Raw genomic sequence first — 13,653 nt, 5'->3', positions numbered from 1 at the left:
AAACCATACGCGTCAAGTTAAGAAAATAAAGGTATGAAGAAGATAGGATAAGAAGATATAAGTTCTCTCGGATATATTTTAGTGAGAGAACTAATGATGAATAAAATAACTTGCTTATCAAATTACCTAAACAAATTTTTCAATGAAAGAGCAAATGAAGTATCAATTGAAACAGGATTTATAAAAAGGAAGAGAAAATTGAGTGGTTCATCATTCATAAAAGCTATAATTTTGGGTAATATAGGAGTTGCAAACTGCAGCATAGATACAATGTGCCAATTATTAAACGAAGCATCTGTAATAATAACAAAACAGAGTCTAGATTTGAGGTTTACTGAAGAGGCAGTGGAATTTATGAAAAGGATGTATAATGAATCTATGGCTTTATTTAAAAATACCCTGCAAATTGATTGTAGAATCTTGCAGCAATTTAAAAGCGTTAAGTTATTGGATAGTAGCTATATTAGCCTGCCTAACAGTATGGAGAATATGTATAAAGGATATGGTACCAGCTACAGCGGCTATGAAAGTAATACCAAGTCCGGGATAAAGTTGCAATTAGTTTTCGACTACTTAAATCAGACATTTGATCAATTAAATATAACGGAGGGAATAAGGTCAGATCAAGGGTATAGGAAACATTTGAGTAATATATCAAGTAACGATTTGCTAATATCTGATCTTGGTTATTTTGTGCCAAGTTCTTTTAAACAGATTAAGGAAATAGGAGCTTATTTTATTAGTCGTTATAAATCTGATACCAATATATATGATATAGAAACAAATCAAAAAATGGAGTTACTGGAATGTTTAGAGGGTAAGCTATTTTTAGAAACTGAGGTATTATTGGGAAAAGAAGCAAAGATTAGAGTAAGAATTATATGTCAAAAGCTAACTGAAGAACAGTCTATAGCCAGGAGAAGGAAGGCTAATAGATTAGCAAAATCACATGGATATACATCTTCCAAAAGGAATCAAAAGTTATTGAATTGGTCAATATTTATAACTAATGTTCCAAAAAGTAAAATTAGTGCTGAACAAGTATTAACAATTTACCGAGTAAGATGGCAAATTGAATTATTATTTAAATTATATAAGAGCCATATAGGACTTGATAAACTAAAAGGAAAACCATATAGGGTATTATGTGAATTATATGCTAAATTGTGTGCAATTCTTATATTTCATGGAATAGTTGGTTGTACAGAACTAAAAAAGGGCACAGAACTTAGTTTAACAAAGGCATTTATTGAGCTTAAAAGGCGAGTTAGAGAGCTATTCTTAACATTAAATTGTGTAGTCAGTAAAGTACAAATTTTCCTCAAAAAACTCATCTCAACCTGGTCAAAATTCTCCTTAAAAGACAAATATAGAAAAACAAGAATATCAACTTTGAGTGCACTAAATTTGCTCATTTTTCCTTAACTTGACGCGTATGGTTTATTTAACACTCCCACCCAAGCAACACCCGCGGTATCTCATCCGCTAACTAATAGCGGAATGACGGTTTTTCAAATTGTCGGTTTATACTTCAAAAATCAGGTAAACCTTTCTTAGGTATATTTTCAAACTCACCAATTAAAGTTTTTATATCTTGCGGTAAATCAGAGACAAATTCCATGTATTCCTTACTTTTTGGGTGGTATAAGCCCAGTGTATAAGCATGTAGTGCTTGCCTATTGAAATTACGAATAAAACTAGAGTTTTTAGCATATTTTGTGCTTTTACTACTATTTTTTCCGTAAACTTGATCACCAACTATGGAATGTCCTATGTGGCTCATGTGGACTCGAATTTGGTGTGTTCTGCCTGTCTCTAAAGTGCATTTAACCAGGCTTGCTTGTCCTATAATTTTCTGCACTAAATAGTGAGTGATTGCTAATTTTCCGGTTGTTTTTGTAACACACATAATTTCTTTATTACCACGCTTTGGAGCAATGTTAGTTTTTATCGTTCCTTGTTGAGTAGACAATGCTCCCCAAACTACTGCTAAGTATTCCCGCTTTACTTTACGATTTGATAACAACTCAGACAAAAAACTATGGGCTTCCTCATTTTTTGCAATTACCATCAGCCCACTGGTATCTTTATCGAGTCTATGAACAATTCTTGGTCTTACATCAAGGTGAGCGATAACTGCATTTAAGAGCGTATCATTGTTTGTCCCAGCACCTGGGTGCACTGTTAATCCACTTTGTTTACTCAGAACTATAATGTCCTCATCTTCATAGACGATATCAAGTTTTATGTCATAATTAGGCTCAATTGATGTGGATATGTCAGGTTGAACGAGATGCACCACATACTCTTCATCTGGTTTTACTATGTGGTCATTATTAATTATCGGTGTGCCAAGTAATTTCACCTGCTCATTCTGTATCAATCTTTGCGCTTTACTGCGTGATATATTGCATTTTCCAGCTATATAGGTGTCTAACCTTAATTTCTCTTTATCATTATTAACACTTAAGGTTATTACTGAGTGATCTATAGTGATTTACCCCGCATCATTTCCCATGCTGCTTGAATATTTTGATTTACGAAATCAACTTTTGTACTAGGAAGATCACCTTGTTTTTTAATATGGCAAGTTGTTTGAGAGCCATCTTTCCAGTGAATTATTATTTTATTATCAAAATTCCTTAATGTTGCCTCAACCTTTTTTTCTTTATTATCCTTTTCTTCCAGCTTAATAGATTCTAGTATGTAATGTAAAAATTCACTTGGGTTGCCATTGATTTTTTCTTTCCATTCGTCTGTTTTTTCTTGTTCAGATTTTCTTTGTGTTAACTTCTGCTCTTTTTTTATCAGCCTATTGTTTTCTTCTTCTAATTCCAAATTTCTTACTGTTTTACGTCGTGCTTTTACTGTATCTTCTAATGTTAATGGAAATTGGTCAATATTATCTACATCTTCAGATCCTAAAGCGCTATCAGGACTGCCGTTTGCTTGCAACGTTGCAAGCTGTTTTTGTATCGGCTCAAGCTTATTCTGTACCACGTCATTTATTATTTTACGTACTTCTTGAATTATTTCTTTTTTTATTTTCTCAGTAAGCGCAGAACAATCAAAGAACTCCTCCTCATCATCACTTTCCAAAGAGTGATTTTGATCATGAGAATCTCCAGTATCACCAGCTTGTCTGTTGCTTGTAGTTGACACAAATTTAACAAGATAATTTCCTATTCCTGAAGACTGAAGTTGGTTAAGTTTTTCTTTCAATTCAGTACGTATCTCTTTCAATGACTCACCTATACTTTTACTAATACCTTTCAAACACGTAGTTATCTCTGTATTAGCGTTCTTTTTCACTTTATCTACATCTTGCTCTATAATCTCTTCTAAATTATTGAATAAAACTTTTAAATCACCTCTTATACCATTAAGCGTTGCTTCAATATTAACATTTGCAGGTTCTAAAAGTTTTTCATCAATAGATGTTCTAGCTTCAACTAAGAACTTATCGAATAGATCACTTATTTTATCTGTGAATTCAGTCAAGTGCTTATCAAGTAATTTTATCAATCGAGATATAGGATCATTCTCCTCTTTACTTTCAAATTTATTCTCCATTACCGACACAACACTACCTTTTCTCCATGGGAGTAAAATATCCACATTATCGAATTTTTTAACAATATTGCATGCGTTATTTACTTCATTACTTTTTAATTTACTCAATGCTATACATATTCCAGCAATGAAGAAAGCACTCACGAATGCAATGAAACCCCATTCTGCCCGACCATGAACATTGGCAAAACTAAATTTATTTTGTATCAATGCACCAGCTACAATTAGACCGCTCAGCACATATGGCACAGTAAGCAAAATAACTTTATTTCTATTCTCTTGTCTTTTGTTTTCCAATATTTCTCCCTGTTTTTCAGAGATTGGTAAAACTATTGAAAAACCTTGCTTTTTATCGACCAAATCAGGAACAATTTCTATTGTTAATGCATTTTGGGCAATCTCATTTATTTCATCACTTTTTCCACCTCGAATTTTTATATCTATTGGGCTATCACCATCTTTTGATTTCTCATTTTTTATTTCTTGCTTGTATATATATCTTAGAGCAAGAGAGGTTAATAAAACTACTCCAAGAATAATAGAAACCAGAAAGTAAGTTGGCATTAATGTTGGGTTAAAAGTAGCAATAAAGCTTAAATCGTTAAGGGTTATTACCATTGCAGTTACGTAGGCTAGAGAAAATTGAAGCCAAGTATTCACGGCTGCTATAGGTAGAGTGTTATTTATAGAATACTTTTTTATTGTGCACCATGCTTTAGTAGAGTAACCGGTAATATCATTTACCGGAGTCTTGATATTAAAATCAATCTGAGGAGCTGGACCCATAAATTTCCTTACATTTAAATTTAATTAATTATATGTTAACAACACTTTAAAATCAAGCTTTTTAACTTATGCCAAGGCCGGTTAGAGCGCACTGTATTAATCTTTACGTAACGATTTGTTAACCAAATTGAATGTGTGCCATATGTTTTTAGATTGGTGTATTTAATAGTTCTAGTATTACAAACTGAATAGTCGAATTCACTTAATTGAATTATTAAATCAACTTTATCACAATTTTCTGAAATATCTTCTTTTTTATAAGCAAGCAGTACTGATTTATTATTTCCTTTATTATATATACAGCCATAATCGTTGCACTTTAGTCTTTTATCTGGATTGCTATATTTTGTATGATTCAAAATTTGGTTCTGCCCATTTTGTTTCGCCCATGTTTTGACAACAAAGTTTCTATTTTTTCTGGTGAGAGAATATAGTAAGTTATCACTCTCCTTTGCAGCAACATTATCAGCATTTATTAGGATGTCGGGGGTTTGATATGCGTTGCTAAAGCAAATACCTAGTACAATAAAGAAAATTCCGAAGAAACGCCAATTTCTTTCCCACAAGCACAGCCACAATAAACCAAGTGTTATGATAATAATTGATGAGGCAGGAAAAGTACGAATGGGAATAACCAAATACTGAAGACTAGCGATTGCATTTGTTATATACAAGAAAGAGCCATAAAAAAATTTTTAAATATATCTTTATATTATATATTCTTATTGATAATAATTTGTCATCTTTTTTGTTAACTTTACTGATGTTGCCAGAAGGAACGTTGTTGCCAAATTTTGTAAAATTTATTATCCTAAGGTTTCAAGTCCTCACAGGTTTATTGGAACTATATGTACAATGTGTTTATCAGTGAAAATCCGGAGAAAATGATGGGGGAAAAGTTAATACATTACTTCAGCCAGAACAAGTGTGAAGGCAATGCAGAAATGAAAAATCTGCTGGGAGGAAAGGGGGCAAATTTAGCAGAAATGTGCAATGTTGGCATTCCGGTTCCACCTGGTTTCACAATTTCCACCTCTGTTTGTCAGGCCTACTGTCAGGATAATGAATTGTCTAACGACCTACGTAACGAGATTAAAAACTACATGGCGATGCTCGAAAATGACATCGGTTGTAAATTCGGGGATTTAAGTAACCCCTTATTAGTTTCAATACGCTCTGGTAGTGTTAGTTCAATGCCGGGCATGCTTGATACTATTTTAAATGTTGGTTTAAATGATGAAACAGTTATTGGGCTTGCAAAAAAAAGTGGAGAACGTTTTGCCTATGATAGCTACTGCCGTTTCATCATGATGTACTCCAATGTTGTACTACAGCTTGACCATCACCTATTTCAAGATGTTGTTGATAATAAGCAGCAAAAGAGTGGAGCAAAAAGCTTAGCTGATCTTGATGTTGATGTTTTAAAGAGAATTGTTAACAATTTCAAAAGGATAGTATATGAAAAAACTGAGAAACATTTTTCGCAGAACGTTGAAGAGCAATTGTTAAACTCAGTTAATGCAGTATTTACCTCTTGGAAAAATGATAGGGCTGTTTCCTATAGAAGAATACATAATATTCCTGAAAACCTTGGAACAGCGGTCAACGTGCAAGCAATGGTTTTTGGTAATTTAAATGATAATTCTGCAACTGGTGTGATATTTACACGAAATCCTTCAACTGGAGAAAAAAAGCTTTTTGGTGAGTTTTTGGTTAATGCTCAGGGTGAGGATGTGGTTTCTGGTGTTTATACTCCTATGCTAATTGACGGAGAGCAAGAAAACGCCATGGAGAAGTTGCTGCCAAGTGTCTACCGAGAATTATGTGTGGTATGTGAAAAACTTGAAAGGCATTATAAAGACATGCAGGATATCGAATTTACTGTGCAGGACGGTAAGTTATGGATTTTGCAGACTAGGTCTGGCAAGCGCACGGCTGAAGCTGCTATTCGCATAATAGTTGATATGGTAAACGAAGGAACGATTACAAAAGAAGAAGGAATATTGAGAATTGATCCAAAAACTTTTGACAATTTATTGCATCCAGTTCTTGACGTTAAGAGTGACCAAAAAGTAATAGGGAAGGGACTGCCGGCTTCTCCAGGGGTTGCTTCTGGATATGTAGTGTTTAGTGCAAGTGATGCTGAAAAAGCTGCAGAGCAGGGTAAAAAAGTGATTTTAGTAAGGTCAGAAACGAGTCCTGAAGATATTAATGGAATGAATGCTGCAAGTGGCATAGTAACAGCACGGGGAGGGATGACCTCGCATGCTGCTGTTGTAACCCGTGGAATGGGTAAGCCATGCATTTGCAGTGTAAGTGGACTTTATATCGATAAAGATGGAACTTTCTTTTCTGTGGGGGATACAAAAGTAAATAAAGGTGAACCAATTACCATCAACGGAGGAACAGGGGAGGTTATGCTTGGCATTCTTCCTACAATTTCACCTGAATTATCGCAAGAATTCAAAACGATAATCAACTGGATAGATGAAATCAAAACGGTCAAAGTGAGAGCGAACGCTGATACTCCAAAAGATGCAAAAATTGCAAAAGAATTCGGTGCAGAAGGTATAGGCTTATGTCGCACAGAACATATGTTTTTCGCTAGTGATAGAATCGAATTCATTCAAAAGTTGATAATAGCTGACGATGAAAATGAAAGGGCAAATGCGCTCATTAAACTGGAAGAAATGCAAAAGTCTGATTTCAAAGAAATATTTTCTATTATGGAGGGCAGGGAAGTCACTATACGGTTGCTTGATCCGCCTTTGCATGAATTTTTACCCGATAATCAGTCTACTATAGAAAAAATTGCTAAATCGCTCAATAAGTCAGTTGAATCAGTAAAAAATAAAATAGCACAGTTGTCAGAAAAGAACCCAATGCTTGGCCATCGAGGTTGTAGACTTGCCATTTCTCATCCTGAAATATATAGCATGCAGATTAGGGCAATACTTAGTGCTGCAAATGAGCTAAAAAAGGAAAAAAGTGTAGAAATCAAGCCTGAGATCATGATCCCTTTTATAATGAATGAGAAAGAATTTATTCTGATATGCGAGCTAGCAAAGAAAGAATCCTCTGTCATCTCAGCTGGAATCCAGACGCAGATTCCAGCGTCACGCGCTGGAATGACATCAGACAAGGCTTATTCAATTGGAACGATGATAGAACTACCAAGAGCAGCACTGATTGCTGATAAGTTAGCAAAACATGCAGAGTTTTTTAGTTTTGGCACTAATGATTTAACGCAAACAACCATGGGACTTTCAAGAGATGATTCAGTTAATTTCCTCGATTCTTATAAGGAAAGCAATATATTTGACAATGATCCATTTGAAGTGCTGGACATCGAAGGGGTAGGGGAGTTAATCAAGATAGCCATTGAAAGAGGCAAAAAAACCCGAAAAGAAATAAAACTAGGTATATGTGGAGAGCATGGAGCAGATCCAAAATCTATAGAGTTTCTCATCGAATCAGGGGTGGATTATGTTTCATGCTCACCCTATAGAGTACCGGTTGCAAAGTTAGTGGCAGCACAGTTTAGTGTAAAATCTAAGTTTGTTAGGTAAGTGAGAAATATAGCAATAATATAACCACTGGTGACTTTCCTCACTTAGACAACCATACGCGTCAAGTTAAGGAAAAATGAGCAAATTTAGTGCACTCAAAGTTGATATTCTTGTTTTTCTATATTTGTCTTTTAAGGAGAATTTTGACCAGGTTGAGATGAGTTTTTTGAGGAAAATTTGTACTTTACTGACTACACAATTTAATGTTAAGAATAGCTCTCTAACTCGCCTTTTAAGCTCAATAAATGCCTTTGTTAAACTAAGTTCTGTGCCCTTTTTTAGTTCTGTACAACCAACTATTCCATGAAATATAAGAATTGCACACAATTTAGCATATAATTCACATAATACCCTATATGGTTTTCCTTTTAGTTTATCAAGTCCTATATGGCTCTTATATAATTTAAATAATAATTCAATTTGCCATCTTACTCGGTAAATTGTTAATACTTGTTCAGCACTAATTTTACTTTTTGGAACATTAGTTATAAATATTGACCAATTCAATAACTTTTGATTCCTTTTGGAAGATGTATATCCATGTGATTTTGCTAATCTATTAGCCTTCCTTCTCCTGGCTATAGACTGTTCTTCAGTTAGCTTTTGACATATAATTCTTACTCTAATCTTTGCTTCTTTTCCCAATAATACCTCAGTTTCTAAAAATAGCTTACCCTCTAAACATTCCAGTAACTCCATTTTTTGATTTGTTTCTATATCATATATATTGGTATCAGATTTATAACGACTAATAAAATAAGCTCCTATTTCCTTAATCTGTTTAAAAGAACTTGGCACAAAATAACCAAGATCAGATATTAGCAAATCGTTACTTGATATATTACTCAAATGTTTCCTATACCCTTGATCTGACCTTATTCCCTCCGTTATATTTAATTGATCAAATGTCTGATTTAAGTAGTCGAAAACTAATTGCAACTTTATCCCGGACTTGGTATTACTTTCATAGCCGCTGTAGCTGGTACCATATCCTTTATACATATTCTCCATACTGTTAGGCAGGCTAATATAGCTACTATCCAATAACTTAACGCTTTTAAATTGCTGCAAGATTCTACAATCAATTTGCAGGGTATTTTTAAATAAAGCCATAGATTCATTATACATCCTTTTCATAAATTCCACTGCCTCTTCAGTAAACCTCAAATCTAGACTCTGTTTTGTTATTATTACAGATGCTTCGTTTAATAATTGGCACATTGTATCTATGCTGCAGTTTGCAACTCCTATATTACCCAAAATTATAGCTTTTATGAATGATGAACCACTCAATTTTCTCTTCCTTTTTATAAATCCTGTTTCAATTGATACTTCATTTGCTCTTTCATTGAAAAATTTGTTTAGGTAATTTGATAAGCAAGTTATTTTATTCATCATTAGTTCTCTCACTAAAATATATCCGAGAGAACTTATATCTTCTTATCCTATCTTCTTCATACCTTTATTTTCTTAACTTGACGCGTATGGTTGTAGATACTGTAGGTCTTGTAATTGCTGCTGAAGTACAAAGTGCAAGCATTCAGGATCTTGATGGTGCACTAAATCTTTTTGTTCAAGCCAAATGCAAAGCTCCAACATTACATAAGTTTTTTGCTGATCAAGGATACACAGGTAAATTGCAAAACCTCTGCTTATTGGAAACTGGATGTTTATTGACGATTACCAAGAAAATAGTTGATACAGGATTTCAGGTTATTCCCAAACGTTGGATTGTTGAGAGAACCTTTGCTTGGCTCTCCAATTTTAGACGTATGAGTAAGGATTATGAGCATTCTCCTCTCACTTCAAAAAACAACATCTTCTTTAATATGATCACTATTATGCTTCACAAATTAGCTCATTCTTGAGTTTGAAGACAGGCTCTTATACTTTGATGTAAAACCAGGAATTACTTTACTCTTATGTTCCCAGATTCGTTTAATCAGATTTGATGTTATAACTGTATATAAAGTTCGATTATTCTTGCTTGCAAGTATGTAAACGTAATAATTTTGCATATAACTTAGATCCCAGTGTCACGCACTGGGATGACAGGAGAGAGGACACCATATGTTTATTTGATCAACAAATAAACACTAACAAATAAGATACACACCACATTAAATTGTGGTGTGTACTGGTTGATTAGAAAGAAAACTTCACACCAGTGAGTAGAAGAATTCCTTGATTAGAAGGTACATCAGTACCCTTTTGATCTTTCAGCGCACCTTTTTCGTCAGTCATAAAATAATGAAGGGCTGCATAAGGAACAAATTTGCTCTTACTGCATGCAGGAGATAGATCATATTGAACGCCAAGTGCACCATCGTGAAGCATATCTCCATCATTCATTCTGCTACCAAAGTATGTTAAACTTGTGTAGATATTCTCATGTTGATAACCAGCTCCTACAGTCCAGTACATTGTATCCTGTTCATTAAATTGCTTTAAGCCATCTTCTCTAACAAGATCAGTAGTATCTTTATATTCTTTTGAATGAGAGTAGAATTCCTTAATACTCTTTGGTTGACCAGATTTGCTTAAGTATGCAAAAGAGGCAGCAAATTTTACTCCTTGATCTTCATTAATCTTATAATCAGCGCTTACACCCAAATTAACACCCATAAGGTCATTGTACTCTACAAATTCCTTATAAAGATGCTTATCTTTACTTGGTTTTTTCGCTTGACCATATTCACCAACTGCAGAAGTTTTAACTTTCACCTTGTGTTTATCAAAGTCATATTCATATGATACGCCAGCACTTACTATGTGCTCATAACCTGGACCGATATGTTTTATATCATTACCCTCCTTCACAATAAATAAACTACTATCATAGCGAGGTGAGTAGCTAATACCAAATCTTGCACCCATATGATTTGGTGAGTAGTAAGCAGCTCTAAACGGCAGTGTAGTCATAACATCTTTGTTGTATTTCCCTGCCATACGGAAGGAGAGTTTTTCACTCTCGCTCGAGAAGCTTTCAGTGTAAAGACGTGGTGTTACGTAAAATGGAAAATTTGCAGCACTTCCTTCTAAATTCACTTTTCTGAACCAGTCGCTATCTGCAGCCCCATCGACAGTTGCAATTCTTGTTGCATCAAGTCTCATCAGAGCCTCAGGACCAAATTGGTAACCAAGCTTCACGTCACCATACTTTGAACTCAAAAACACATGTGCACTTCTGCCCCTTGCAGCATTCACACTTTGTGATGCTCCCTTACCTTCAGTAACTGGGACATGAAATTGCACATCAGCACCATAAAGAAGTCCTAAATCTTCATTTTTGTTTTCAGCTCTTAAGTGCAATATTGCATCTGAAATCATGCCCATGCTTTCGCTGTAATCACCAATATTTCCTATTCCTTTAGGAAATACCGGATTTGCTCCCTTTATTTCATCTTGAACATTGTTAAAATAACCTGTAGATTTTCCTGGCATAATGTTATAACGCTCATCACCAATGATCCCAGGCTTACCATAACCTTGAGCATCAACAACACCACCAAAAGTTATTCTTAAATTACTTTGCCCTTGATTAGTGTCGATAATATCAACTCCACCAACTGAAACAACAGGATTTGCCTTAACTTTTTCCTCTGTATTTTTGTTAACAACTTTTATATCCTTCTTTACATCTTTAGCTTTAATTTTAGCATTCTTAGTTTTAGAAGCCTTAGTTTTTGAAACTTTACCTTTTTCTGTATTAGAATTCTTAGCATTTAGAGCTTTCGCTTTTGAATCCTCTATAAGCTTTGCTTTTTTCTCATTTGCTAGCCTGATCTCCTCTTTTTTCTTCTGCTCGGCTGCTAATCTTAGCTCCTCTTTTTTCTTAAGCTCTTCAGCTTTTTTTCTTGGATCAGCATTACATATTCTGTCCATCTTTTCTTTCAGTTTTTTATTTGATGTTTTCATAACTTCTGTTTTTTCAGAAGTTTTTGTGCTCTCTTGCTTTTTTATTTCCTTCATACTCTCATCAGGAAAGTCAGCTGCAAAGCCGCTGAAAGAATATAAAGTTAATAGAGAAGCTAGAGCAGTTCTAGTATAAATAGATTTTTTCATGAAGTGCCCCCAAAAAAATTTCGAAATCATATCTTAAATGCAAATAGTATAAAAATGTTGAAAATTCAACTTAAAGCAACCTTATAACGAAAATAAAAGTAAAATGCAATACCTTAAAAGCAACTTTCTTAATACGCTCAACGTGTATATTAACCAAAATTTAGCACAGAGGTTTGCTTGCTAGTGCATTATAACTCTACTATTTATTCTATGGAAGTAAAATTTTTTTATTCTAACAATAGTAATTGAAAGGAAAAGAAACTATAGCTATGTTAAAAAAATAAATTATGAAAAATACTATTGACAATAATATCAATCTACATTATAGTTAAATAAATTGTTTAGCTGATAGTAGATTGAGGTAGTTATGGATTTTAGTTTTTTACGCAATTGGTTTACCACAAACACTAGTGTAGGTGATGTAAGCTCAAAGTTAGACAATGCTGAACGATCAAACTCTTCTTTAATAGGGGACAAAATAGAAAAAGACGATGCATTTGAGATTATTGAAGATTACGAATTTATAAACCCTCGCGACCCAAATGAAATACATTCTTTACCTTCTTCTCACCAGATAGATGAAAGTATTGTAGAAATTGCAGGGTCTAATAAAGAGAAATTATTAGAAATGAGTAATTTCTCTAGAATAAGCTATGGTGATGATGACAATAAGTTAAGTGAAAAAAGATGCAACACCTTAGCTGAAGAAGTATACAAAACTGGATTTGAAGTTACTACGGAAGGTTATGAAATTATTCCATCCCCTGAAAAAATGTATAAAACCAGAGCTGAACTTATTAGCAAAGGTTATGAAATCATTCTATTTGGTAATAGCTTCGAAGAAGATGCTGGTCATGTTTTTATAAAAGATAAAGAAATAACAATAGCTTACCATGGTACTCGTCTGAACCATGGTTTAAACGATGTAATTACTGATCTAAATGCATCTTTTACTACTTCAGAACTTTTACCTGACGGTGGAAGAATTCATCGTGGTTTTTATAATTCGTTTACGGATTCATGGCCTGGTCTTTATCGCATTTTGAAATCTCATGCTGAAAAACAAGGATCAGAAATCAAAGATTTTAAAATCAATCTCACAGGTCACAGTATGGGAGGAGCTATTGCTAAGATAGCTGCTTTATGTCTTAATAAAACAGAAAGAGCTGAAGGTATTCATGTTGCAACTTTTGGTGATCCAAGAGTTTTTGACCTTACTGCTAGTAAATTTTATAATGACGTTCTTCAAGAAAAAACCATTAGAGTAACTCAACATAGACAAGATCCAGTGCCAGCAGTATCACCTGGTCTTTTTGGTTATGCTCATGTAGGTGCACAATTAAGAATATCAGCACCGGAAGGATATTCTTTTCATAAAATAGATGGTTATCATGAAGCTATTAAAGTAATGGATGAAAGTGATTTCAAGTCAAATAATAACGTATCTCTCTTTTACTATCCCGTTAGGGCATTAAGTCGAATTAACTCTGCAGTTTTAGGTAATGCTCAATATTACGCTGCCAATGCAGTAAATTATATTTTTGGTGGGTCAAATTTTTTCGAAGAAGTAAAAAATAAAAATTCTTCTCAGATTGAGCAAGTAGAAGTTGAGCAAAGCAAGATAGCACAATCTATTGTAATGGGTGAATAGCTATTATTA

General features: G+C 34.0%; 9 protein-coding genes and 1 pseudogene. 4 read left to right on the top strand and 6 right to left on the bottom strand.

From position 1 onward, the window contains the following. Nucleotides 1-96 precede the first annotated feature (96 nt). A complete protein-coding gene (locus ACFELZ_RS08605; protein WP_375315862.1) occupies nt 97-1,425 on the top strand; it encodes an IS4 family transposase in 1,329 nt (442 codons plus the stop codon). 106 nt (nt 1,426-1,531) lie between these two features. Here ACFELZ_RS08605 and ACFELZ_RS08600 read toward each other — a convergent pair whose 3' ends face one another. From ACFELZ_RS08600 to ACFELZ_RS08590, 3 genes and pseudogenes are all read right to left on the bottom strand, one after another. Next, the gene (locus tag ACFELZ_RS08600) at nt 1,532-2,497 is read right to left on the bottom strand and encodes an RluA family pseudouridine synthase (protein WP_375316711.1); all 966 of its coding nucleotides are present in this window, start codon (nt 2,495-2,497) and stop codon (nt 1,532-1,534) included. Then, nucleotides 2,488-4,359, bottom strand: coding sequence for a hypothetical protein (locus tag ACFELZ_RS08595; protein ID WP_375316165.1), 1,872 nt, complete (start codon nt 4,357-4,359; stop codon nt 2,488-2,490). Before ACFELZ_RS08595 ends, ACFELZ_RS08600 begins: the two co-directional genes overlap by 10 nt. 35 nt (nt 4,360-4,394) lie before the next feature. Next, nucleotides 4,395-5,039: pseudogene (locus ACFELZ_RS08590) on the bottom strand (competence protein ComEC); the annotation flags it as partial. 207 nt (nt 5,040-5,246) lie between these two features. Here ACFELZ_RS08590 and ppdK point away from each other — a divergent pair. Then, nucleotides 5,247-7,928, top strand: a complete 2,682-nt coding sequence (ppdK, locus tag ACFELZ_RS08585) for a pyruvate, phosphate dikinase (protein ID WP_375316710.1) — start codon at nt 5,247-5,249, stop codon at nt 7,926-7,928. Between the two features lie 66 nt (nt 7,929-7,994). Here the strand turns inward: ppdK and ACFELZ_RS08580 are convergent, their stop codons facing one another. Beyond that, nucleotides 7,995-9,323 (bottom strand): IS4 family transposase, encoded by a 1,329-nt coding sequence (locus ACFELZ_RS08580; protein ID WP_375315862.1) that lies wholly within the window; start codon nt 9,321-9,323, stop codon nt 7,995-7,997. Between ACFELZ_RS08580 and ACFELZ_RS08575 the strand changes: the two genes are divergently transcribed. Then, the gene (locus ACFELZ_RS08575; RefSeq protein ID WP_375316164.1) at nt 9,299-9,796 is read left to right on the top strand and encodes a transposase; all 498 of its coding nucleotides are present in this window, start codon (nt 9,299-9,301) and stop codon (nt 9,794-9,796) included. The two genes, ACFELZ_RS08580 and ACFELZ_RS08575, sit on opposite strands and share 25 nt — an antisense overlap. Here the strand turns inward: ACFELZ_RS08575 and ACFELZ_RS08570 are convergent. Both ACFELZ_RS08570 and ACFELZ_RS08565 read right to left on the bottom strand, forming a co-directional pair. Further along, nucleotides 9,782-9,946: a GIY-YIG nuclease family protein gene (locus ACFELZ_RS08570; protein ID WP_375316163.1), complete on the bottom strand. Its 165-nt coding sequence runs from the start codon at nt 9,944-9,946 to the stop codon at nt 9,782-9,784. The genes ACFELZ_RS08575 and ACFELZ_RS08570 overlap by 15 nt on opposite strands. A gap of 127 nt (nt 9,947-10,073) precedes the next feature. Further along, complete coding sequence (locus ACFELZ_RS08565) at nt 10,074-11,993, bottom strand: porin (RefSeq protein ID WP_375316162.1); 1,920 nt, start codon at nt 11,991-11,993, stop codon at nt 10,074-10,076. Between the two features lie 367 nt (nt 11,994-12,360). On the opposite strand from ACFELZ_RS08565, the gene ACFELZ_RS08560 reads away from it, so the two are divergent. Further along, nucleotides 12,361-13,644, top strand: coding sequence for a lipase family protein (locus tag ACFELZ_RS08560; protein WP_375316161.1), 1,284 nt, complete (start codon nt 12,361-12,363; stop codon nt 13,642-13,644). Nucleotides 13,645-13,653: the final 9 nt, after the last annotated feature.

This window comes from Wolbachia endosymbiont (group A) of Colletes cunicularius (genome assembly GCF_964264715.1).
Lineage (GTDB): Bacteria > Pseudomonadota > Alphaproteobacteria > Rickettsiales > Anaplasmataceae > Wolbachia.
The sequence above is the reverse complement of the archived record's forward strand: the minus strand, read 5'-3'. Positions and strand labels throughout refer to the sequence as shown.

What these genes read in the sequence shown, in the direction of transcription:
- ACFELZ_RS08605 (WP_375315862.1), top strand. Translation starts at nt 97, where the DNA reads ATGAATAAAATAACTTGCTTATCAAATTACCTAAACAAATTTTTCAAT.
- ACFELZ_RS08595 (WP_375316165.1), bottom strand. Translation starts at nt 4,359, where the DNA reads ATGGGTCCAGCTCCTCAGATTGATTTTAATATCAAGACTCCGGTAAAT.
- ppdK (WP_375316710.1), top strand. Translation starts at nt 5,247, where the DNA reads ATGGGGGAAAAGTTAATACATTACTTCAGCCAGAACAAGTGTGAAGGC.
- ACFELZ_RS08580 (WP_375315862.1), bottom strand. Translation starts at nt 9,323, where the DNA reads ATGAATAAAATAACTTGCTTATCAAATTACCTAAACAAATTTTTCAAT.
- ACFELZ_RS08570 (WP_375316163.1), bottom strand. Translation starts at nt 9,946, where the DNA reads ATGCAAAATTATTACGTTTACATACTTGCAAGCAAGAATAATCGAACT.
- ACFELZ_RS08565 (WP_375316162.1), bottom strand. Translation starts at nt 11,993, where the DNA reads ATGAAAAAATCTATTTATACTAGAACTGCTCTAGCTTCTCTATTAACT.
- ACFELZ_RS08560 (WP_375316161.1), top strand. Translation starts at nt 12,361, where the DNA reads ATGGATTTTAGTTTTTTACGCAATTGGTTTACCACAAACACTAGTGTA.